This window comes from Pseudomonas sp. GD03858 (assembly GCF_029840925.1).
Classification (GTDB): domain Bacteria; phylum Pseudomonadota; class Gammaproteobacteria; order Pseudomonadales; family Pseudomonadaceae; genus Aquipseudomonas.
On record NZ_JAOCDM010000108.1, the window covers coordinates 1 to 19958 of the forward strand.

A 19958-nucleotide genomic window follows, 5' to 3' on the forward strand; every position below is an offset into this window, starting at 1 on the left:
GCGCATCCTCGGTCAGGCCGATCGAAAGGTTGGGGACGATGGTCAGGTTGTCGGTGGCGGCGAAGGTCAGGCCGACGTTGAAGTTCGCGGCGTTGTAGTCGCTGTTGGTGATCGACTGCCAGTCGCCGCCATCGGGCTTGATCTTGCTCTTGCGGGCGAACTGGTCGGTGACCGAGAACGACATGCTCATCCGCTCGTTCAGGGCAAAGGCGATACCGCCGCCGATCTGCCAGGAATCACCCAGTTTCACGTCGCCGGGCACCTTGCTGTTGACCTGCGGGCTGATGTCGCTGAACGAGTCCTGCATGTTGTAGGTGTAGGACAGGCTGGCGAACAGCACGGCCGGGTCGAATGTCTTGACCAGCGAGATCCCCGGCGTGATCGCCCAGACGCCGTTGCCGGTCGGCAGGCTCTCGGGCACCGACAGGTTGTTGTTGGTCGGGTCCTCGACCAGCTTGATGCCATACGGGTCCTTGCCGGTGGGCGCCTTGACGCGCAGGGTGACGACAGCGTCGGGCAGGTTTTCCGACTCGTCGAGGAACTTGTAGGCAATGCCGACGTTGATATCGCCGATGGTGGGGTCCCGAGTGACCGAGGCGTCCGACGTGGCCGGGCCGGAGCCGCCGGCGCCACCGGAGGAATAGGTGGATTCGCGATAGACCACTGGCACGTTTATGTCGAACTGCCAGCGTTGGTCCAGGTTGTAGCGCGCGGTCAGGTCCAGGGTCCAGTTGTTCGCCTTGATGCGGTCGAGGTTGATGTTGCCCAGGAAGATCGAGTCCAGCGCCAGGAAGCCGTTGAGCGTCAGCGCCCGGGTATCGTAGTGGGTATAGGTCAGGCCGGTTTCGAAACTGAACTTGCCGCCGCCGAAGAAGCCGCTGGCTTCGTCATACAGGTTGGAAACGCTCTGCGCCGGCTCCGAATCGTCCCTGAGCGACTGGCCATATGAGCTGCCAGCGCCGGTCGATGAGCCCGAGGCCACGGTCTGGGCCCCCTTGGCCGGCGAGGATGGCGACTTGGTCAGACGTTTTGGAGGGGGCGCCGCAGGGGTTTCCTCAACCTGCCGTACACGTTGTTCGAGCACCATCAGGGCATTCTGCTGGGCTTCGTAGCGCTGTCTCAACTCGCGCAGCTCTTGCTTCAATGCCTCGACCTGCGGGTCCGGAGCTGCATACAGCGCTGTTGCGGGGGCCAGTGTGCTCAAACAGACTACAGCTCTGAACGTCAGCGATCGTTGCATGGGTAAGCCGTCCCTTCTGACTACATACGATGAGACACAGCGTAGATCAGTATCCGAGCGCGCGAAGTCCTTTGAGCTGGTCAAGGTTGCCGTTCAGCGAGTTGGTGGCCACGTTGTCGCGCAGCACGACGTTGAGCGAGGTGAGGTTGCTGACCTGGTTGCCGTTGCCCAGCAGCGTGGCGTTCTGCATCAGGCCACCTTCGGCGATCCGCTGCAGGGTGCTGCCCTGGTTGTTGTTGGCCAGCACATTGAGCTGCACGCCGGAGCCGGTCGCGGACACGCTCAGCGAGCCTGCGTCATTGGCTCTGACCAGCGTCGATCCCGTCGCCAGCACCTGACCCTGCTGCTGCACATCCGGCGCCTGGTTGCCTTTGCTGACGTTGATGTCGACGTTGTTGTAGGCGGTGTTGTTGTCGCCGGCCGCGCGCACCACCTGGGTGACGCCTTCGGTCGCGTTCAGGCCGCCGCCGCCGGTGACGCTGCCGACGCCTTGCGAGCTCGACGTGCCGGTGCCTTTCTTGTCGATCATCGATACGTAGAACTGAGGTTTGATGGTCGTCTGCTGGATCTGCATCGAGGAGGTGGCCCCGATGATGTCGCCGTTGGCGTTCTGCCAGGTGCTGGTCATGACGATGCCGAAACTGACGATGCGTCCGGGCATCACGTAGCGGCCCCGCAAGTTGGCCAGCTCCTGATCCTTCAGTTCAATGGGCTTGAACGTCTCCGCCTGGATTGGCAGGGCGGCGGCCAGGCATATCAGGGTGAGCCACGCTGGGGTCTTCATCGGATGCTCCCGGAGCTTCGTGCTCGATTGTCATTAGAAGAAGTCGCTGCGGATGAAGCCAAAGTCCATCAGTTCGGCGTCTTTCACCGGGGTGAAGGTATTGACGCGGCCCTTGGCGCTCAGCGGCAGTGGCGGGTCGAGCAAGGCGTTGGTCTTGTCGTAACCTTGGCCGATGACGGCGAAGATGATGCCGTTCCAGCCCTTGAGGAAATCGTCGACTTTGTAGCGCTTGTGTCCCAGCACCGGGTCGCCGATGTACACCCAGCCCTTGTCGACCTTCTGTAGGACCACGAAGTGCTTGTAACCACGGATGTCCATCAGCACCACGACCGGGATACGCACGCTGTTAAGGGTGTCGGCGGCTACCCGGTAGCCGCGGGCGCGCATGCCCAGGCTTTCCACGTAGCGCTTCATGTCGAGCATCGAGAAGCCCTGGACCCGGACCAGGTCCTGGTCGGCGTGGGCCAGCATGCCCTCGATGACCTGTTGTTCGTCGACATCCAGCCAGTAGGCCTGGCGCAGGATGGTTGCCAGCGACGCGGCGCCGCAACTGAAATCGGTCTTCTGTTGCACCAGGTCGGCGAACTTGCGCTCGCGTATGCTCTGGATGGGCTTGTAGATCACCGCCCCCCCCGGCAAAACGGAAAGCGGCATCTGCGCCGCCTCGCTGTAGCTGGCCATGCAAAGCAGAAACGCCAAGGCGATCATACGCATGGTCGGTAGCCTCCTGGTCTTGTCGAAGAGAGGCCCCCAAAGGGGGCCTCCTGGTCATGCCACTCAGAACGAGGTGTTGGAGATGGCCAGCGAGTTGCTTTGCTGGTTGCCCACACCGGCTGCCACGTTGACGCCGAGGTTGCCGCTGCCGCCATTCACCGAGCCACTCAGGGTGGCGGTGTTGGTTACAGGGTTAGCCCAGCCAGTAGGGGTCAGCACCTGGAACGACACGGTGTTGCTCAGGTCGTAGGAGCTGGATTCGCTGAAGCTCTTCGAACCGGACTTCGACGACTCGTTGGAGGCGCTGCCCGACTTCTCATAGGAGGAGTCGTAGGCTTTTTCGAACGAAGAGTCGTAGGCTTTCTCGAACGAGGAGCTGGAAGACTTCTCGTGCGATTTTTCATACGAAGCGTCGATCGAGGCGTTCAGCGAAGCATCGAACGAGTCGGTGCGGCTGCGCTCGTGGCGGCCATAGTCCTGGGTATGGGTCACGCTGCCGTCCGCCGAAGCCTCCAGCGAAGCGTTCAGAGAGCCGCTAGCCGAGGAGCTCGACTCGTGACTGCGCGAACCGCTGGCGTCGAAGCTCTTCGAACCACTGGCGTTCCAGCTTTTTGCACCGGCGGCTTCCCAGCTCGACGAGGCGCTGCTGTCCTTGCTGTAGCTGGAATCCTTGTTGAACGAGGCGCTGCCGCTTTGGGTCGTGGTGAACGACAGCGTATCGACCCGATAGGTGCGGTCGGCGTTGTTGTTCACGACCAGGCCTGGGCCGTTCTGGTCGGCGGAGGCGGTGGCGGTGGCGTTGCCCAGTGGCGCATTGGAGTTGGCAATGGCCATGGTGTTTTTCTGCTGGTTGAGGTCGCCACCAGCAATGTTGATGCCCATGTTGCCGCTGCCGTTGTTGCCCGAGCCGCTCATGATGCCGGAGTTGGTGGTGCCGTAGTTGTCGACCCGGTTGTTGTTGCTGTACTGGCGTACATCCGCGGTGGCCGAGGCGGAGCCGAACACGAAGCTGTTGTCCAGGCTGGAGTCGGCGCCGGCGTTGGCGATGGCGGCGGCGTTGTCCTGCTGGTTGCCGGCGCCGGCCGCCACGTTGACACCCACGTTGCCGCTGGTGCCGGAGGCCGAGCTGCTCATTTCAGCTTCGTTCACCGTCCCTTCGTTGCGGATACGGTTGTTGGTGCTGCTTTGCTTGTCCCAGGCATTTGCGGTGGCATACACAGGGATCTTGGTAGGAGGAGGGGTGTGATGACCGTTGTTGTTGCCGTGGCCATTGTTGTGGCCATGGCCACGCGGATCATTCTGCCCAGCTTGTACAGCTACAGCCATGATCGCAGCGATTGCGAAAACCAGAGGCTTGAGTGCCATCGAGGGTTTCATGGTGATTCTCCGTACTTTTTTTAGGTTAAGTGTTGTTGCTGCCGGTTTGGGTCAATCCGCGACCCGGATGCTCAGGGTGTTGGCCGTTCGGTTTCCCACCCCGGCACTCTGATTCAACTGCACCACCCCACGGCTACCGGTGAATGCCTGGTCGCTGGTGCTGACCTGGCGATGGCCGGGTGTCGGTGCGGTCGAATCCGAGCTGTTGAGCAGCGCCACGTTCTGTTGCAGAAGGACGCTGTCGTCGATGCTTTGCGGTTGGGCACTGACGCTGATGCGCAGTGCGTTGGCTTGCTGGTTGCTGGCGCCGGCGCTCTGGTTGACCCCCAGGATGCCGTTGCCACGGCTGAAGGCGTCGCCCTGGATGCTGGCCTGTGCGTCGATCGCAGGATCGACGTGGGTGCGCAGGCGCTGGTGGATCTGGGTGCTCGCCGCGGCATCGTGGCCAATGGCGATGGCCCGGGCGTTGACCTGTTGCTGCTGGTCGCCGGCTGCCTGGTTGACTCCCAGGTTGCCTTCGTAGCGGGCGCCGGAGCTGTCGATGGTGGCATTGTTGACGACCGGGGACTGGGCGAAGGCCGATGCACTGCACAGGGTGGCCAGGAACAGCAGGGTATGCCGCATGTCACTGCCCTCCGTTGAGGATCTTCAGCGCGCCCAGGCCTTGCTGGACGTTTGAGTTGACCATGTTGGCGATGCCGTTGCCGCCGCCGCCCGATCCACGCCCGCCGGCGATGTTGGGCAGCTGGGTCTGGTTGCTGATGTTGGCGCCGATGTTGTTGGTCTGCTGGGTGATCAGCGAGTTGATGCCCGCGCCGCTGCTGATGCTGGCGAAGTCGCCATCGCTCAGCTCATGGGTCTGTCTGAGGATGTGCGCGGAAGGATTGGTGTTGACGGTGACCGGGCTGGGGTCGGGGATCAGTGGGGCACGGATCGCGTTGCGTGTCTGGACTTCGCGTGTGATGACGACAATGCCGTTTTCGGCGTGGGCCGGGAGGCCCAGGCTCGACCCCAATACGCATCCGAGCAGCAGGAGGCGGTAGATGCCGTTGTCTTTTTTCCCCACGATGGCAATTCCTTCTTCGGCGTGGCGGCCGTGTGGCCGGGCGTTGCGAGAAGGAGAGCAGAAGCTGTGCCGGTTTTTGTTATCGCTTATGAATCATGAGGTTGCGAGTCAGTATCAAGAGCGTCGGGATTTTGTTGTAACAGCGCTGAGACAGATTGCGGGTCGAGCAGGCGCCAGGCTCGGCAACGGCGCGGCGCAGCGGCGGTTTTCCCGAAGGTGTTTCATCCGCGTGACACCGCCCCCGGAACTGGTGGGATGCCCACAAATACGGGGACTTGGCCCATTGGGGTGTATCAGCGCCTTAACACTCGGTGGAGCAGATGGGAGATTTGCCATCCAGCAGACACTGAACCGCGTTCAAGGCCGCCGCGCTGCGCTGTGGCCAGTCGCCATCGATGATCCGCATCGTCTGCCGGTGGCGCTGCAACCAGGCAAGACTGTCGTCGAAGAACGCCTGGCGTTCCTCCAGCCGGGGTTGGCAGCGCAGGCCGTCGCCCACCCACGGCACGCCTTCGGGTCGCAGCAGCAGATGCAGGTCGTAATGCCGGGCGTCGAGCGCCTGCTCGATCCAGTCAGGGCAGTCGCCGAACAGCGCCCGGCTCCACAGGATGTTGCTGAGCAGGTGGGTGTCGAGAATCAGCAGCTCCGGCGCCTGGGCCCGGGCCTGGTCTTCCCAGGCCAGCTGGCCGCGGGCGATGGCGGGGATGTCGGCATAGCAGGTGTCGCGCTGTTCGCGCTCCATGAAGTGGCGCACGTACTCACCCACCAGCACGCCACCGAAATGCGCCTGGATTTCGCCGCTCAACCAGCTCTTGCCGCTGGACTCCGGGCCACACAGCACCAGGACCTTCATGCGCTGGCCAGCGCCGGGTCGCGGCGCCACTCCAGCCAGCCACGCACGGCGATCAGGGTGAACAGGGCATAGAGCGCGGCGGTGAGGTACAGGCCCTTGTACAGGAACAGGCCGACGAAGATCACGTCCACCACGACCCACAGCGCCCAGCATTGCAGGCGCTTTTGCGCCATCCACAGTTGCGCGACCAGGCTGAAGCCTGTGAGCGCGGCATCCAGCCAGGGTTGCGCGGCGTCGGTCCAGTGCGCCATGCCAGCGCCCAGCAGCAGGCTGGCCAGCAGGCCGGCGGCCAGGCCCTTGAGCATGGGCGCCGGGGCCAGGCGGGAGACCTGGCGGGCATCCTCGACCCGGTCGGGCCGGGTCCACTGCCACCAGCCATACAGCTGCAACACCGCGTAGACCAGTTGCAGGAGCATGTCCGAGTACAGCTTGACCTCGTAGAAGATCCAGCTGTAGAGCACCACCATCACCAGCCCGATCGGCCAGCACCAAGGGTTCTGCTTGACGGTGAGCCAGACGGCGATGACGCCGAGCGCGGCGGCGAAGAGTTCGAGGCCGGACATCGGCGATCCTTGGGCGGGGAAAGGGCGCGATGCTACAAGTTTCGAGGCGCAGGCTTCAAGCCGTTCGCTGCACCCTGTGGGAGCGGCTTCAGCCGCGAACACCGGCGCAGCCGGTGCCCGGCGCCCCGATAAACCCGCTCCCACAGGTTCCGCGTGGGTTGCTAGACCCTGAACTGGCGCAGCAACTGCTCCAGTTCCTCGCTCAAGCGCGTCAGCGCGGCGCCGGCATCGCTGGACTGGCGCGCCGCCTCGGCGGTCTGCTGCGACAGACCAGCGGTCTCGGTGACGTTGCGGTTGATCTCCTCGACCACGTGGGACTGCTGCAGCGTGGCGCTGGCGATCGAGGCATTCAGCGCGCCAAGATTGCCCAGCGCCTGGCTGATCGCGTCGAGGCTGCTGCCGGCCTCGCGGGCCTGCTCGACGGTCTGGCGCGAGGCTTCGCTGCTGGTGTCGATGGCGCGTACCGCCGCTTCCGACTGGCCTTGCAGATGTTCGATCATGGTCTGGATCTCGGCGGTCGACTGAGCGGTGCGCTGGGCCAGCAAGCGCACCTCGTCGGCGACCACGGCGAAGCCGCGCCCCTGTTCGCCGGCCCGCGCCGCTTCGATGGCGGCGTTGAGGGCCAGCAGGTTGGTCTGTTCGGCGATCGAGCGGATCACTTCGAGCACGCCGCCGATTCGGGTGCTGTGGCTGGCCAGCTCGCGGATCACCTGCACGGCCTGGTCGATGGTCGCCGAAAGGCGGTCGATCTGCTGCAGGCTGCCATGGATGGCCTGCTGGCCATGGCCTACCTGGGCCTGGGCGCTGCGCATTTCGCTGGCGGCCTGTTCGGCATGCCGGGCCACATCATGCACGGCATAGGTGACTTCATTGACGGCGGTGGCCACCTGGTCCATCTGTTGGGACTGCTGGGCACTGCGTGCCTGGGCGGAGCCCGCGTTGTCACCGACGTGGCCGGCCGACTCGGCCAGGGCGTGGGCGGCGCCCTGCAACTGACCGATCACACCCTGCAACTTGCCGTTGAAGCGGTTGAAGTGCTCGCCCAGGTGGGTGATCTCGTCGCGACCGTGGGTGTCCAGGCGCCGGGTCAGGTCGCTTTCGCCGCTGGCGATGTTGCCCATGGCTTGCACCGCCTCCCGTAGCGGGAGGGCGATGCTGCGGGCGATCAGCATGACCAGCAGCGCCATCAGCAGGGCGATGCCCAGGCCCACCAGCGAGGCATCGCGCAGCTGGCGGGCGAACTCGGCCTGCACATCGTCGACGTACACGCCCGAGCCGATGATCCAGCCCCACGGCTTGAACAGTTGGATATAGGAGGTCTTGGCCACCGGTTCGCTGGCGCCGGGCTTCGGCCAGCGATAGTCGACCGGACCTGCGCCCTGGCCGCGGGCGAGGGCGACCATCTCGTTGAACACGGCGAAACCATCAGGGTCGCGAATGGCGGAAAGGTCCTGGCCATCGAGCTTGGGATTGGCCGGGTGCATGATCATCTTCGGTTGCAGGTCGTTGATCCAGAAATAGTCATTCTGGTCGTAGCGCAGTCCCCGTACCACTTGCAGGGCTTGTTGCTGGGCGGCTTCGCGGGTCAGGGTGCCGGCGGCCTCCAGGCCTTGGTAGTAGGCCAGCACACCGGCGGCGGTCTGCACCACGTGGCGGGTCTTCTCGGCCTTGGCCTGGTACAGGTCGCCATGCAGCTGACGCAGCATCAGCAGGCCCAACACCAGCAACATGGCCACGGCCACCAGCAGGATCAGCCACAGACGACGGCTGATCGACATCGACCTCAGGGTGTTCATGATGCATTACTCCAGTGTTGTTCTTTTTATCGAAGGCATCCAAGCATGCTTTGTGGTCAGTCCCCACTCGACCAATGGCTAATGTGTGCTTCGGGCAATTGCGTGTTGCAGGTAAGACGAGTCTTGAAACCTGCGCTCTGTTAGGATTTCGGCCGCCGCAGATGAAACCTTTAGCCTGCTGAGCTTTTCAGCTGGCGTTCTGGCCGGCTGGCGCTGTAAAAAGCACGCGCCGCGTGCGGCATGACCATGTAGATCAAAACAAGCGGCCTGCCACGCGCAGCGTCGCACTTGGGGGAATGATGGATTTTTGGAGTGCCGTGCAGGCAATCATCTTGGGCGTGGTCGAGGGTCTGACGGAGTTCCTGCCGATCTCGAGTACCGGGCACCAGATCATCGTCGCCGACCTGATCGGTTTCGGCGGCGAACGCGCGATGGCGTTCAATATCATCATCCAGCTCGGCGCCATCCTGGCGGTGGTCTGGGAATTCCGACGCAAGATCTTCGATGTGGTGCTGGGTCTGCCGACGCAAGCGCCGGCACGGCGTTTCACCGCCAACCTGCTGATCGCGTTCATGCCAGCGGTGGTGCTCGGCGTGCTGTTCGCCGACCTGATCCATGAATACCTGTTCAACCCCATAACCGTTGCCGCGGCGTTGGTGGTGGGCGGCGTGATCATGCTCTGGGCCGAGCGGCGGCAGCACCGGGTGGAGGTCGATCAGGTCGACGACATGCGCTGGCACCACGCCTTGAAGATCGGCTTTGTCCAGTGCCTGGCCATGATCCCCGGTACTTCGCGCTCCGGCTCGACCATCATTGGCGGCCTGCTGTTCGGCCTGTCGCGCAAGGCGGCGACCGAGTTTTCGTTCTTCCTGGCGATGCCGACCATGGTCGGTGCCGCGGTGTACTCGGGCTACAAGTACCGTGATCTGTTCCAGCCGGGCGATCTGCCGGTATTCGCGCTGGGCTTCGTGGTGTCGTTCATCTTCGCCATGATCGCCGTGCGCGGGCTGCTCAAGTTCATCGCCAACCACAGCTACGCCGTGTTCGCCTGGTACCGTATCGCTTTCGGCCTGCTGATCCTGGCGACCTGGGAGTTCGGCTGGGTCGACTGGTCGACGGCGCACGGCTGAGATGGCGCGCATGCAGGGGGCGTCCGGGCGGGCCGATCAGGGCGTGCGCAATGCGCGCCTGAAGCTGCTGGCGTTGGCACTGTTGTGTCTGTTGCCGCTGCTCGGGGCATTGCGCATGGGCCTGGGCGGCCAGTCCTGGATCCCCCTGGCGCTCTACCCGAGCATGAGCCTGATCAGCCTGCTGCTGTATTGGCAGGACAAGCAGCAGGCGCGCACGCAAGCCTGGCGTACGCCGGAAAAGGTCCTGCACGCCAGCGAACTGCTGGGCGGCTGGCCGGGCGCCCTGCTGGCGCAGCAGCTGTTCCGGCACAAGACCCGCAAGCTGTCCTACCAGATGGTGTTCTGGAGCATCGTCGCGATGCACCAGTTTTTCTGGGTCGATCAATTGCTGCTCGGTGGACGCTGGCTGGGTCAGGTGATCTGACGGCTCAATCGAGCAGCAATCCTGCCTGTGAGCGTTTGGGCAAGCGGCGTACCACCAGTTGATGCGAGCGGCGCAGCAGATCGCTCAGCTCTGCATGTCCCATGGGGTAGGGCGGCACCATGCTGATCCACCTCGCCCGCGCCAGATAGGGCGCCGGGCGAATCCCCGGGCGATCGCAGTAGCCCAGGAACAGTTCATCGGCGACCTTGAACGAAAGTCCGGCGCCCGCCAGGTCCAGCACCGCGAACATCTTGTTGCCGGCCACGGAAAATACTCGGATACCGCCCCATTTGTAGTCTTCGCGCGCCCCGGGCAGGCTCAGGCAGAACGCCGCGACCTGCTCCTGCGCCATCCTGTTCTCAGACATAACGCTCTCCACAGGCTTCGAATGACGCCGCCAGGTGATCGATCCATACCCGCACCGCTGGCAGCAGGCCCCGCCGATGCGGATAGACCGCCTGCAGGAAGCCGCCGGGCAGCGACCACTCCGGCAGCAGGCGCACCAGCTCGCCACGCTCGAGCTCTTCTTCACAGAACATGCTGGGCAGGGCGGTAAAGCCCAGGCCAGCGCGCACGGCGGCGTTGCGCACCACGAAATCGTCGATCGCCAGGCGTGGTTCCAGCGCCAGTTCTTCCTGGCGACCCTGGGGGCCGAACAGACGGAAATGCACCAGGCGGTCCGCCTCGGCCGCGCCCAGTACCGGCAGGCTCGCCAACTGCGCAGGCTCACGGACATGGTCGGCGAAGCCCGGCGCGGCCACCAGCTGCATCTGCGCCTGGCGCAGGCGTCGGGTGACCAGGGCTGGGTCTTCATCGCCCAGGTCGCGTACCCGCAGCGCAACATCGATGCCCTCGGAGATCAGGTCGACTCGGCGGTTGAGCAGCACCATGTCGAGCTGGACCTGGGGGTACTGAGCCAGGAAGCGACTGATCACCCCCGGCAGGAAGGCATGGGCCAACGCCACGGGGCAGGACACCCGCAGCCTGCCCCGCGGTTCGCTGGACATGCTGGCCACCACTTCGTCGGCCATCTCCGCTTCCAGCAGCATGGCCTGGCAGTGCGTCAGGTAACGTTCGCCCACGGCGGTGAGCTTGAGCTGGCGGGTGGTGCGTTGCAGCAGGCGCGTGCCCAGGCGCTCCTCCAGCTCGGCGATGCGCCGCGACAGGCGCGACTTGGGAATCCCCAGCTGGCGCCCGGCAGCGGCGAAACCACCGGCTTCGACCACCCGGGCGAAGTAGAACAGGTCGTTGAGGTCTTGCATGCGAAGGGTCCGTTGTCCTATCAGTGGAACAAACTAACGCAAATTTGCCGACTTATCAGCCATTCGCTGTGTCGGTAGGATTCTCTCCATCGTGATCGCTCACCGCCGCGGTCTTCATTCACAGGAGAGTCCCATGAAACTGTTGCATATCGATTCGAGCATCCTGGGCGACAATTCCGCCTCCCGCCAACTGAGCCGCGAAGTGGTCGAGGCCTGGAAGGTCGCCGACCCGAGCATCGAAGTGGTCTATCGCGATCTGGCCGCCGACGCCATCAGCCATTTCTCCGCCGCCACCCTGGTGGCTGCCGGCACCCCGGAAGAGATGCGTGACGCAGCTCAAGCCTTCGAGGCCCGGCTGAGCAACGAAACCCTGGAAGAGTTCCTGGCCGCCGACGCGGTGGTGATCGGTGCGCCGATGTACAACTTCACCGTGCCGACCCAGCTCAAGGCCTGGATCGACCGCGTGGCGGTCGCCGGCAAGACCTTCCGCTACACCGAAGCCGGCCCCGAAGGCCTGTGCGGCGACAAGAAGGTCATCCTGGTCTCCACGGCCGGTGGCCTGCACCAGGGCCAGCCGACCGGCGTGGGTCATGAAGATTTCCTCAAGGTGTTCCTTGGCTTCGTCGGTATCACTGACCTGGAAATCGTGCGCGCCCACGGCCTGGCCTACGGCCCGGAGCACCGTGCCAAGGCCATCGACGCTGCCCAGGCGCAGATCGCAGGTCCGCTGTTCGCCGCAGCCTGAAGCCTGCGATAGCTGAAAAAGCCGACTGACGCCTTGGCGCCAGTCGGTTTTTTTTCATCGTTTTTTCATGCAGGCCGAGTGCAGCGGGTTCTAAGCTGGTGCCATACGTCCGCCCCGGCGGGAGCGCCTGTGCATGTCCCGAACCTGTCGCTTGCTGATGCTCATGCTGCTTGCCAGCGTCATTACCCACGTTGCCGCGGCGCCTTGGGTGGCCGGGTTGCACCGCATGAACCTGTCCGACCCGGTGGATGCCCGTCCGATGCAGGCACTGGTGTTCTACCCCTCCAGCGGCGAGGCGCGCACCGTGCGCATCGAGGGCTATCAGACCCGAGTGGCCGAGGAGGCCCCGGTGGCCATGGGGCAGTTCCCGCTGCTGGTGATTTCCCACGGCAACACCGGCAGCCCCATGGCGCTGCACGACCTGGCCAATGGCCTGGCGCGCCAGGGTTTCGTCGTGGTGGCGGTGATCCACCCCGGCGACAACAACCGTGACCATAGCCGCCTGGGCACGCTCAGCAACCTCTATGGCCGCCCGTTGCAGGTCAGTGCCGCCATCTCCGCCGCGCGCGACGATGGGTTCCTGGCGCCGTACCTGAACGATGGCAAGGTCGGCGTGATCGGCTATTCCGCCGGGGGCGAGACCGCGCTGATCCTGTCCGGTGCCCAGCCTGACCTGGAGCGCCTGCGCCGCTATTGCCAGGAGCGCCCCATGGATGCCGACGCCTGCAAGACCCACGGCGTGCTGATCGCCGACCACAGCGAACTGACGGCAAAGGCCGATTCGCGCGTCGGGGCGGTGATGCTGATGGCTCCCCTGAGCCTGATGTTCGGGCGCCATGCCCTGGCGGGCGTGCAGGTGCCGGCACTGATCTACAGTGGTGACGACGATCGCTTGCTGGCGCTGGAGCACAACGCCGATGCGCTGGCGCGCAAACTGCCGGTGACCCCGGACTATCGCCTGCTGGCGGGCGCCGGGCACTTCGTGTTCATGGCGCCGTGCGATGCTGAGCAGCACCAGCGCATGCCCGTGCTGTGCAAGGATGCCGACGGTGTCGATCGCCGCCATATTCACCGTTCGCTGCGCAGCGAAACCGGCGCATTCTTCAGCCAGGCGCTCGGCGCGCCGGCGCCGGCCGAGCGTTCAGCCGCGACGGGCCAGCAACAGCGTCAGGCCAACCCCTGACAACGCGAGTAGCGCGGCCACGCAGAAAATCGCGGCATAGCCCAGATGCACGGCCACGGCCCCCATCAACGGACCGGCGATGGCCAGTGCCAGGTCGAAGAACACCGCATACGCACCCAGCCCGGCACCTCGGCTGCTGCTGGGGACCTGGCGGATCGCTTCCACCCCCAGCGCCGGATACACCAGCGACAGGCCGAAACCGGTCAGCCCGGCCCCGACCATCGCCCAGAGTGGGGAAGGTGCCAGCCACAACAGGGTCAAACCGAGCATCTCGGTGGCCATGCAGGCGATGGCGACGTTGTAGCCACCAAATCGATTGACTGCATTGACGAACAGCAACCGGGACAGGATGAAGCACACGCCGAAGGCGCTCAGGCACCAGGCCGCGCCAGCCCACCCGCGCTCCAGGTAATAGAGCGTGACGAAGGTGGTCAGCGTGCCGTAGCCGATCGACGCCAGGGTCAGCCCGACACCGCACGGCGCCACCCGGCCAAAGGCCGACCAGAACGGCAGGCGCTCGCCGCGCAGCGGTTGCGCATCCGGTCGGGTGCGCAGCACCCACAGGGCCAGCGCCGCCAGGACCAGCAGCGCCGCCCCCAGCACCCAGAAACCCAGGCCACCTGCCAACAGCACCCCCGCAGGCGCGCCGATGGCGATGGCCCCGTACGAGGCGATGCCGTTCCACGAGATCACCCGCGCGGTATGTTCCGGGCCCACTTGGCCAATCCCCCAGCTCAAGGTGGCGACCCCGATCAGCCCCTGGGCGATGCCCAGCAGCAGGCGCCCGCCCAGCAGCAGCGCCAGGCTCAGCCAGGGCAGGGCGAGGGTCCAGGCCGAAAGCAGGGTCAGCACGCCGCAGCCGGCGATGCCATACAACCCGTAGCGGATCGCCCGCTTGCCGCCCAGGGTATCCGCCACCTGCCCGGCGAAGGGGCGGCTGAGCAGCGTGGCGAGGTATTGCAGGCCGATGGTCAGGCCGGCGATCACCGCGCCGAAGCCCAGCTGGTCATGCACATGGCCGGGCAGCACCGCGATCGGCAGGCCGATGCAGAGGAAGGCGATGAAGGTGTACAGGACGATCGCGAGAATCTGCAGGGTGATGCTGGAGGCGTGGGGCGCGGTCATGGGCTCGTTCGCGGGCAGGCGGTTGGGCGAGTCAGCATCATGGCCGTTGTGCGGGGGAAATGAAAGCAGGCTAACTAATTGGTCGGCTTGGTCGAAGATTTACCGGAGGCATTCGCGGGTAAACCCGCTCCCACAGGGGCTGCGCCGTGCTCGGCCGCTGTGGGAGCGGGTTTACCCGCGAAAGGGCCCGCCCGGTCGCCACAAGGCTACCAGGCAAGCTTGGTTACATCAGACCAGCACGCCCTGGCTGCGCAGGTAGTCGTCGTAGGTGCCGCTGAAGTCCACCACGCCATCGGCCGTCAGCTCGATGATGCGGGTGGCCAGCGAGGACACGAACTCACGGTCATGGCTGACGAACAGCAGGGTGCCCGGGTAGTTCTCCAGCGCCAGGTTCAACGCCTCGATCGATTCCATGTCCAGGTGGTTGGTCGGTTCGTCCATCACCAGCACGTTGGGCTTTTGCAGGATCAGCTTGCCGAACAGCATGCGGCCCTGCTCGCCACCGGAAATCACCTTCACCGACTTGAGGATCTCGTCGTTGGAGAACAGCATGCGCCCCAGGGTGCCGCGGATCACCTGCTCGCCGCTGGTCCACTGGCCCATCCAGTCGAACAGGGTCATGTCGTCTTCGAAGTCGTGGGCGTGGTCCTGGGCGTAGTAGCCCACCTCGGCGCTGTCGGTCCACTTCACTTCGCCCTTGTCCGGGGTCATTTCGCCGACCAGGGTGCGCAGCAGGGTGGTCTTGCCGATGCCGTTGGGGCCGATGATGGCCACGCGCTCGCCGGCTTCGATGGTGAAGCTGAAGTCCTTGAACAGCACCTTGTCGTCGAAGGCCTTGGCCATCTTCTCGACGGTGACGGCCTGGCGGTGCAGCTTCTTGGTCTGCTCGAAGCGGATGAACGGGCTGACCCGGCTCGACGGCTTGACCTCGGCCAGCTGGATCTTGTCGATCTGCTTGGCCCGCGAGGTGGCCTGCTTGGCTTTCGAGGCGTTGGCCGAGAAGCGGCTGACGAAGGTCTGCAGCTCGGCGATCTGCGCTTTCTTCTTGGCGTTGTCCGACAGCAGCTGCTCGCGGGCCTGGGTGGCCGCGGTCATGTACTCGTCGTAGTTGCCTGGGAACACGCGCAGCTCGCCGTAGTCCAGGTCGGCCATGTGGGTGCAGACGCTGTTGAGGAAGTGGCGGTCGTGGGAAATGATCACCATGGTGCTGTTGCGCGCGGTGAGGATGCTCTCCAGCCAGCGGATGGTGTTGATGTCCAGGTGGTTGGTCGGCTCGTCGAGCAGCAGCACGTCCGGATCGGAGAACAGCGCCTGGGCCAGCAGCACCCGCAGTTTCCAGCCGGGAGCGACTTCGCTCATCGGCCCGAAGTGCTGTTCCAGGGGGATGCCCAGGCCCAGCAACAGCTCGCCGGCGCGGGACTCGGCGGTGTAGCCGTCCATCTCGGCGAATTCGGTTTCCAGCTCGGCGACGGCCATGCCGTCTTCCTCGGTCATCTCCGGCAGCGAGTAGATGCGGTCGCGCTCGGCCTTGACCTTCCACAGCTGTTCGTGGCCCATGATCACCGTGTCGATCACGGTGAACTCTTCATAGGCGAACTGATCCTGGCGCAGCTTGCCCAGGCGGGTGTTCGGCTCGAGCATCACCTGGCCGCCGGATGGCTCCAGGTCGCTGCCGAGGATCTTCATGAAGGTCGACTTGCCGCAACCGTTGGCGCCGATCAGGCCGTAGCGATTGCCGTTGTTGAATTTGACCGAGACGTTCTCGAACAGCGGCTTGGAGCCGAACTGCATGGTGATATTAGCGGTGGAGATCAAAGCGCTTACCTATCAGTAACTTACGCGGCTGGATTCTCTGCTGATACCGATTTGATACCAATCTTGAGCTTTTCCAGCTCGCTCCAGTCGGAGCTTGAGTTGAGCCAACGCGCATACGTCGACAGCAGCATTTGCACGCTGTGACCCAGCTGTTGGGCGATAAATGCGGGGTTGAGGCCAGACATTAAGCATATTGTCGCATAGGTGTGACGACAGTTGTATGGGGGCCTCCTTCTGATCCCCAGCTCTTTCAGCACCGGTACCCACTGCTTGTGCAGGTCTGACGTCTGAACATGAACTCGAACAGCGCCGCGTAGATCCGGCTTGGCCAGTGCGGGTGTTCGTATAACCTGGCGATAATTGAGTTTGCCTCCTCGAGGGTGAACGGATCGATCTCTTTGCGCGACCGCTTCGGCAGGTCGATCACCTCCGCTGGGTTCTTGCTCAGCAGGCCTTCTCGCATCGCGGCGGCAAGAATCGTCGACAACCTGGTGATCGCGTTGCGCTTGACGTTCGCCGACGTCCATTCGGTTTCCGTGATGATGCGCCGGATCAAGGTGGTGGTGATCAGGTCGATGCGTACCATGGCCAGCCGTGGTACCCAGTACAGGTTCAGCGCGCTCTTGTAGTTGTTGTGCGTGCCCTGGGTGATTTCTCGGCTATCCAGCCAGAGCTGGGCGTACTCGCCGAATGTCGGCTTGCCGCCCACTACTGTCTGGGACCCGGGGAAGAGCTCGGCGTACTTCTCCAGATCCAGCAGGCCGAGTTTGTTCAGGCTGGCTACCTGATCGCGAAGGCTGGATGCAGCCTTGATGCCTTTTTGTGTCGAGGGGTAGGGAAGGGTTTCACTTCTGCGAGAACCTTCCCAGGTGAACCTGAGCCGGAGTGAGCCGTAGTGGACGTCAATGCCTGGGGGTAAATCCATTGGCTTTCCAGCCATTCGTCGTACCTCTTCTTGCTGTAGATGATTCGGCCGCCGTGCTTCATCCAGACGCCTTCGGGGATGGCCCCGCGCAGGCGCCAGCCTTCCAGGGCGCGCTTGGTGCAGCCGAGCAGCTCGGCCATGCGTTTCTCGGTGACCTTGTCGACGTCACCGGTGCTTTCGGTTGCCATGGGATGGTCTCTACGCCGCCGGTGGCGGCAGGTTGAGCTATGGATAATTCATCTGCTCGCGGGTAATCTCCGGCTTCTTTTTAGAGCCAGGGGGCCGCATGTCGAATGGAATCAAGTGGTGTGCAGTTATCCTGCTGAGCTTTCTAGTGGCAGGCTGTAGTAGCCAGCGCCTGAGCTACGTACCATCGGCAGCACAATTCAGTGATCGTCAGCAGGCGGCCGATTTCGTCGAGCAGGCGTTTTTTGAGGACTATGGAAAGAAATTCCGGCCGCAGTCTGTTTTGATCACAGACAAGGTCATCATCTTGTCCGATGGCATGATTTCGGAGGCTACAGGGTTTGCTTCTGCTGCACCTCTTGGCAGCAGCGCTATCGCTGTTGGTAGCAGCAGGAGCGTTACCAAAGATGCAAGCAGACGCATCTATCTGACCTCAATTGACGATGTCTCCATCTATCAAAAGCGTGGCAGGTCTAACCGCTTCGTTGTGATTATTCGCGGGGAAGACGGCAGAGAGCTGGGCTCGATCCGGACCGGTAGTCTGGAGCGAGCGCAGCGATTTAGCGATGCGCTGACTTACCTCAAGTCGATGGCCAAGCCATGATCATTACCGGAGCATCTCGGCGGGTTTGAGTTGTTAGGGTAGGGGTTAGGCGAGTTCGGCGGCTAATGCGTCGACCAGGGCCTGGCTGGTGAAATTGATCGGGAGGGCGTCAGTACTCTTGCCGTCGCTGATGAGCACCCAGCCGTTCTTGTACAGGGTGCAGGTGTTGCTCCCTTGCCGAACGCGTGCGATCGGAAGGCCGCCGAAGGGCTGCCACCGGTTGATTCGGTAGATCAGCTTCATCGCGGTGCCTTCCAGATCAGGTAGACCATGTAGGTGAGGGCAATCATTTCTCGTTCTCCAAGGGCCCGCATTGAGCGGGCCAGTGTGATTAGGGGTTATTGACGCGAAGTCCAATACGCATCGACTAGCTCTCGCCGCAGTCGGTACCTGTCGTCAATGTCGATCAGTCCTTTGCGGAAAAGGTGTTCTGTCCACTGGTCCCATTCCCGGATGAACCGATCTCTTCCCCGACGTTTGTGAACTGGTGCGAGAGAAATTACGGAATCAATGAAGTGGCTCATGAGATTCTCCTACGTGTGAGTGAGCCTTAACTCTCAAGCGGGTTGGGTGTCGGTTTCCCGACTATTTGCAGTGAGCTAGAGCGAAAACCGCTCATCATTCCATTGCGGCGATCCGGCCGCTGGTGTTGGTCCAATGTCGCGTTCGTGCGGGGAGAGCTGGCGCTCGTTGCCGGCCTGCAGCTGAATGTCGGGGATGCAGCTGATCGACGACTCGTTGAGGATGTAGCAGGTGACGCCGCGGCGGGCGTCGTGCTGCACGTCGATGTAGCGCTCGTTTGCGCTGGCGCCGGTGGCCAGCAGCGCAAGGAGGAGGGCGAGGCGGGTCATGGCTGCACCTCGCGCAGCTGCTTGTAATAGTCACCGGCCGAACCGGCGTAGCGCAGGGCATCCGTCACGTTCATCCAGCCAAGGCTTTTGGCGAGCGCCCACACCTCGTCGTAGAGCTCTGCCTTGCGGCTCGCCATGTCCTTCCGGTGCGCCTCGTGGTGAGCGGCCAGCGCCTTGATGCATCGCTTGCAGGTGACCATCCCTTCCTTGGTCGTGAAGTCGCCCTCGATCAGGCTGGTGCCGCAGAAAACGTAATCGTCGCCGTCGTCATGTGGAGCGCCTGACCCACCGAAGGTGAAGTGTGTTTTCCGCCTGCTCATGGCTTCACCTCGCGTCTCGCCCACCAGCACACTGGGCCGTCGTCGGTGTCGTGGATGGCTAGGCAGAACCAGCCATCGCCCTCTGGCTTGCTGGGCTCCCAGTAGCCGCAATGCGGTTCATCGGATGCGAAGTACCGATCAGCGATCTCATCCGGTGCGTCGGTCTCCAGGTGGAACATGACGAGCTGCAGGCCCTGCTGCGTGACCCAGGCCTTGCACTTCTCGCCATCGCCCTCGTCGAAGTCGGGTAGTTCCGGATGCTCGTACATTCCGTATTCGTCGCGCACGACCGGCGCCGGCTGGATCAGCTTGATTTCTTCAGGCATGACGATTCCTTGGCCGCACTCGCGGCAGTGAATAGAGGGGAGAGGGGTTACAGGCGGGAGGAGTACAAATGTGCTCAAGCTTTACCTTGAACTATTGGGTGGGGATGCGGCGCCACTTCGAGCTAGAGGCATTGGACAGCAGTGATATCGTATTGATATCTTTTGATACACAATTGTCCTGCGCATTAGGAAGATCTATGGCTGTCACCTGTCCCAAATGTGGCTCTGATAAAACTCAAAAAAGAAATACTGGAACGAAAGTAGCGGCAGGTGTTGGTGCCGTGGCGGGAGGGGTCGGCGCTGTCGCTGGAGGAGGCGAAGGGGCTGCCATGGGCGCCGCTATTGGTAGCGCTCTATTCCCTGGCGTGGGCACGGTGGTCGGCGGCGTTATTGGCTTCTTGGGTGGATTAACCGCTGGCGCCGCAGTTGGTGCGGCTGCAGGTAAAGTTGTCGATGAGACAATTCTGGACAACCATCTTTGCAATAACTGCGACCATACATTTAGCATCTAGTCGCTTACCGCTCAGGGCACATATCCCTCTAGAGCACTAGGCATTGTACGAAAAGTAATGTCGTAAACACCGCCGCCAGCAAGCCAACGTGACCATCGCAGCGAAGCTTTCCGCTAGCTTGCAGTAGCGTGTACCCAGGCGGCGGTGCTCCTTTAAC

The 19958-nt window shown here is 63.3% G+C and carries 24 protein-coding genes and 2 pseudogenes; 7 read left to right on the forward strand and 19 right to left on the reverse strand.

Annotation, left to right across the window (positions count from 1 at the left end; genetic code table 11):
- The 9 genes from N5D48_RS21470 to N5D48_RS21510 form a co-directional block, all read right to left on the reverse strand.
- Window positions 1–1240: hypothetical protein (locus tag N5D48_RS21470; RefSeq protein WP_279887813.1), on the reverse strand; the 1240-nt coding region annotated here is incomplete at its 3' end.
- Between the two features lie 46 nt (window positions 1241–1286).
- Window positions 1287–2024 carry a hypothetical protein gene (locus N5D48_RS21475; protein WP_279887814.1) on the reverse strand — a complete coding sequence of 246 codons (738 nt, stop codon included), beginning with the start codon at window positions 2022–2024 and terminating at the stop codon, window positions 1287–1289.
- A 33-nt stretch (window positions 2025–2057) separates the two neighbouring features.
- Window positions 2058–2738, reverse strand: a complete 681-nt coding sequence (locus N5D48_RS21480) for a C39 family peptidase (protein WP_279887816.1) — start codon at window positions 2736–2738, stop codon at window positions 2058–2060.
- Window positions 2739–2801: 63 nt separating this feature from the next.
- Window positions 2802–4115: a heme utilization protein gene (locus N5D48_RS21485; RefSeq protein WP_279887817.1), complete on the reverse strand. Its 1314-nt coding sequence runs from the start codon at window positions 4113–4115 to the stop codon at window positions 2802–2804.
- Between the two features lie 51 nt (window positions 4116–4166).
- Window positions 4167–4739, reverse strand: coding sequence for an adhesin (locus N5D48_RS21490; protein WP_279887818.1), 573 nt, complete (start codon window positions 4737–4739; stop codon window positions 4167–4169).
- A 1-nt stretch (window position 4740) separates the two neighbouring features.
- A complete protein-coding gene (locus N5D48_RS21495; RefSeq protein WP_279887819.1) occupies window positions 4741–5181 on the reverse strand; it encodes a hypothetical protein in 441 nt (146 codons plus the stop codon).
- Window positions 5182–5482: 301 nt separating this feature from the next.
- On the reverse strand, window positions 5483–6034 hold the full coding sequence (locus N5D48_RS21500; RefSeq protein ID WP_279887820.1) for an AAA family ATPase: 552 nt from the start codon (window positions 6032–6034) through the stop codon (window positions 5483–5485).
- Window positions 6031–6597, reverse strand: coding sequence for a nicotinamide riboside transporter PnuC (gene pnuC, locus N5D48_RS21505; protein ID WP_279887822.1), 567 nt, complete (start codon window positions 6595–6597; stop codon window positions 6031–6033). Before pnuC ends, N5D48_RS21500 begins: the two co-directional genes overlap by 4 nt.
- 161 nt (window positions 6598–6758) lie before the next feature.
- Window positions 6759–8393 carry a methyl-accepting chemotaxis protein gene (locus N5D48_RS21510; RefSeq protein WP_279887824.1) on the reverse strand — a complete coding sequence of 545 codons (1635 nt, stop codon included), beginning with the start codon at window positions 8391–8393 and terminating at the stop codon, window positions 6759–6761.
- A 299-nt stretch (window positions 8394–8692) separates the two neighbouring features.
- On the opposite strand from N5D48_RS21510, the gene N5D48_RS21515 reads away from it, so the two are divergent.
- Complete coding sequence (locus N5D48_RS21515; protein ID WP_279887826.1) at window positions 8693–9523, forward strand: undecaprenyl-diphosphate phosphatase; 831 nt, start codon at window positions 8693–8695, stop codon at window positions 9521–9523.
- A 1-nt stretch (window position 9524) separates the two neighbouring features.
- Window positions 9525–9947 carry a DUF1294 domain-containing protein gene (locus N5D48_RS21520; protein ID WP_279887827.1) on the forward strand — a complete coding sequence of 141 codons (423 nt, stop codon included), beginning with the start codon at window positions 9525–9527 and terminating at the stop codon, window positions 9945–9947.
- A gap of 4 nt (window positions 9948–9951) precedes the next feature.
- Here N5D48_RS21520 and N5D48_RS21525 read toward each other — a convergent pair whose 3' ends face one another.
- Both N5D48_RS21525 and N5D48_RS21530 read right to left on the reverse strand, forming a co-directional pair.
- Window positions 9952–10314 carry an MmcQ/YjbR family DNA-binding protein gene (locus N5D48_RS21525; protein WP_279887829.1) on the reverse strand — a complete coding sequence of 121 codons (363 nt, stop codon included), beginning with the start codon at window positions 10312–10314 and terminating at the stop codon, window positions 9952–9954.
- Entirely contained in the window at window positions 10307–11209 is a 903-nt protein-coding gene (locus N5D48_RS21530; RefSeq protein WP_279887831.1) for a LysR substrate-binding domain-containing protein, read from the reverse strand. Before N5D48_RS21530 ends, N5D48_RS21525 begins: the two co-directional genes overlap by 8 nt.
- A gap of 133 nt (window positions 11210–11342) precedes the next feature.
- On the opposite strand from N5D48_RS21530, the gene N5D48_RS21535 reads away from it, so the two are divergent.
- The gene (locus N5D48_RS21535) at window positions 11343–11954 is read left to right on the forward strand and encodes an FMN-dependent NADH-azoreductase (RefSeq protein WP_279887832.1); all 612 of its coding nucleotides are present in this window, start codon (window positions 11343–11345) and stop codon (window positions 11952–11954) included.
- A gap of 133 nt (window positions 11955–12087) precedes the next feature.
- Window positions 12088–13137 carry a dienelactone hydrolase gene (locus tag N5D48_RS21540; protein ID WP_279887833.1) on the forward strand — a complete coding sequence of 350 codons (1050 nt, stop codon included), beginning with the start codon at window positions 12088–12090 and terminating at the stop codon, window positions 13135–13137.
- Here the strand turns inward: N5D48_RS21540 and N5D48_RS21545 are convergent.
- The 3 genes and pseudogenes from N5D48_RS21545 to N5D48_RS21555 form a co-directional block, all read right to left on the reverse strand.
- A complete protein-coding gene (locus N5D48_RS21545; protein ID WP_279887834.1) occupies window positions 13096–14262 on the reverse strand; it encodes an MFS transporter in 1167 nt (388 codons plus the stop codon). The two genes, N5D48_RS21540 and N5D48_RS21545, sit on opposite strands and share 42 nt — an antisense overlap.
- Before the next feature lie 228 nt (window positions 14263–14490).
- Window positions 14491–16077, reverse strand: coding sequence for an ABC-F family ATPase (locus N5D48_RS21550; protein ID WP_279887835.1), 1587 nt, complete (start codon window positions 16075–16077; stop codon window positions 14491–14493).
- Between the two features lie 20 nt (window positions 16078–16097).
- A pseudogene (locus N5D48_RS21555) lies at window positions 16098–17017 on the reverse strand (DUF3596 domain-containing protein).
- A 38-nt stretch (window positions 17018–17055) separates the two neighbouring features.
- Here N5D48_RS21555 and N5D48_RS21560 point away from each other — a divergent pair.
- Together N5D48_RS21560 and N5D48_RS21565 are read left to right on the forward strand one after the other, a co-directional pair.
- Window positions 17056–17226, forward strand: a complete 171-nt coding sequence (locus tag N5D48_RS21560) for a hypothetical protein (protein ID WP_279887836.1) — start codon at window positions 17056–17058, stop codon at window positions 17224–17226.
- 62 nt (window positions 17227–17288) lie between these two features.
- Complete coding sequence (locus N5D48_RS21565) at window positions 17289–17792, forward strand: hypothetical protein (RefSeq protein WP_279887838.1); 504 nt, start codon at window positions 17289–17291, stop codon at window positions 17790–17792.
- A gap of 45 nt (window positions 17793–17837) precedes the next feature.
- On the opposite strand, the gene N5D48_RS21570 is transcribed toward N5D48_RS21565, so the two are convergent.
- The 4 genes from N5D48_RS21570 to N5D48_RS21585 all read right to left on the reverse strand — a co-directional run bounded on the left by N5D48_RS21570 (window position 17838) and on the right by N5D48_RS21585 (window position 19289).
- The gene (locus N5D48_RS21570; RefSeq protein WP_279887839.1) at window positions 17838–18035 is read right to left on the reverse strand and encodes a hypothetical protein; all 198 of its coding nucleotides are present in this window, start codon (window positions 18033–18035) and stop codon (window positions 17838–17840) included.
- A 356-nt stretch (window positions 18036–18391) separates the two neighbouring features.
- Window positions 18392–18643: a hypothetical protein gene (locus N5D48_RS21575; RefSeq protein WP_279887840.1), complete on the reverse strand. Its 252-nt coding sequence runs from the start codon at window positions 18641–18643 to the stop codon at window positions 18392–18394.
- Window positions 18640–18963, reverse strand: coding sequence for a hypothetical protein (locus N5D48_RS21580; RefSeq protein ID WP_279887841.1), 324 nt, complete (start codon window positions 18961–18963; stop codon window positions 18640–18642). Before N5D48_RS21580 ends, N5D48_RS21575 begins: the two co-directional genes overlap by 4 nt.
- Window positions 18960–19289, reverse strand: coding sequence for a hypothetical protein (locus N5D48_RS21585; protein ID WP_279887842.1), 330 nt, complete (start codon window positions 19287–19289; stop codon window positions 18960–18962). The genes N5D48_RS21580 and N5D48_RS21585 overlap by 4 nt, the downstream gene beginning before the upstream one ends.
- Window positions 19290–19375: 86 nt before the next feature.
- Here N5D48_RS21585 and N5D48_RS21590 point away from each other — a divergent pair, with 86 nt between their 5' ends.
- Window positions 19376–19801, forward strand: a complete 426-nt coding sequence (locus tag N5D48_RS21590) for a hypothetical protein (protein WP_279887843.1) — start codon at window positions 19376–19378, stop codon at window positions 19799–19801.
- 36 nt (window positions 19802–19837) lie between these two features.
- Here the strand turns inward: N5D48_RS21590 and N5D48_RS21595 are convergent.
- Window positions 19838–19958: pseudogene (locus N5D48_RS21595) on the reverse strand (IS5/IS1182 family transposase); the annotation flags it as partial.

Excerpts from the sequence above, each read along its gene's own strand:
- N5D48_RS21475 (WP_279887814.1), bottom strand. The coding sequence starts at position 2,024 with ATGAAGACCCCAGCGTGGCTCACCCTGATATGCCTGGCCGCCGCCCTG.
- N5D48_RS21480 (WP_279887816.1), bottom strand. The coding sequence starts at position 2,738 with ATGCGTATGATCGCCTTGGCGTTTCTGCTTTGCATGGCCAGCTACAGC.
- N5D48_RS21485 (WP_279887817.1), bottom strand. The coding sequence starts at position 4,115 with ATGAAACCCTCGATGGCACTCAAGCCTCTGGTTTTCGCAATCGCTGCG.
- N5D48_RS21490 (WP_279887818.1), bottom strand. The coding sequence starts at position 4,739 with ATGCGGCATACCCTGCTGTTCCTGGCCACCCTGTGCAGTGCATCGGCC.
- N5D48_RS21500 (WP_279887820.1), bottom strand. The coding sequence starts at position 6,034 with ATGAAGGTCCTGGTGCTGTGTGGCCCGGAGTCCAGCGGCAAGAGCTGG.
- pnuC (WP_279887822.1), bottom strand. The coding sequence starts at position 6,597 with ATGTCCGGCCTCGAACTCTTCGCCGCCGCGCTCGGCGTCATCGCCGTC.
- N5D48_RS21510 (WP_279887824.1), bottom strand. The coding sequence starts at position 8,393 with ATGAACACCCTGAGGTCGATGTCGATCAGCCGTCGTCTGTGGCTGATC.
- N5D48_RS21515 (WP_279887826.1), top strand. The coding sequence starts at position 8,693 with ATGGATTTTTGGAGTGCCGTGCAGGCAATCATCTTGGGCGTGGTCGAG.
- N5D48_RS21520 (WP_279887827.1), top strand. The coding sequence starts at position 9,525 with ATGGCGCGCATGCAGGGGGCGTCCGGGCGGGCCGATCAGGGCGTGCGC.
- N5D48_RS21525 (WP_279887829.1), bottom strand. The coding sequence starts at position 10,314 with ATGTCTGAGAACAGGATGGCGCAGGAGCAGGTCGCGGCGTTCTGCCTG.
- N5D48_RS21530 (WP_279887831.1), bottom strand. The coding sequence starts at position 11,209 with ATGCAAGACCTCAACGACCTGTTCTACTTCGCCCGGGTGGTCGAAGCC.
- N5D48_RS21535 (WP_279887832.1), top strand. The coding sequence starts at position 11,343 with ATGAAACTGTTGCATATCGATTCGAGCATCCTGGGCGACAATTCCGCC.
- N5D48_RS21540 (WP_279887833.1), top strand. The coding sequence starts at position 12,088 with ATGTCCCGAACCTGTCGCTTGCTGATGCTCATGCTGCTTGCCAGCGTC.
- N5D48_RS21545 (WP_279887834.1), bottom strand. The coding sequence starts at position 14,262 with ATGACCGCGCCCCACGCCTCCAGCATCACCCTGCAGATTCTCGCGATC.
- N5D48_RS21565 (WP_279887838.1), top strand. The coding sequence starts at position 17,289 with ATGTCGAATGGAATCAAGTGGTGTGCAGTTATCCTGCTGAGCTTTCTA.
- N5D48_RS21570 (WP_279887839.1), bottom strand. The coding sequence starts at position 18,035 with ATGAAGCTGATCTACCGAATCAACCGGTGGCAGCCCTTCGGCGGCCTT.
- N5D48_RS21575 (WP_279887840.1), bottom strand. The coding sequence starts at position 18,643 with ATGACCCGCCTCGCCCTCCTCCTTGCGCTGCTGGCCACCGGCGCCAGC.
- N5D48_RS21580 (WP_279887841.1), bottom strand. The coding sequence starts at position 18,963 with ATGAGCAGGCGGAAAACACACTTCACCTTCGGTGGGTCAGGCGCTCCA.
- N5D48_RS21585 (WP_279887842.1), bottom strand. The coding sequence starts at position 19,289 with ATGCCTGAAGAAATCAAGCTGATCCAGCCGGCGCCGGTCGTGCGCGAC.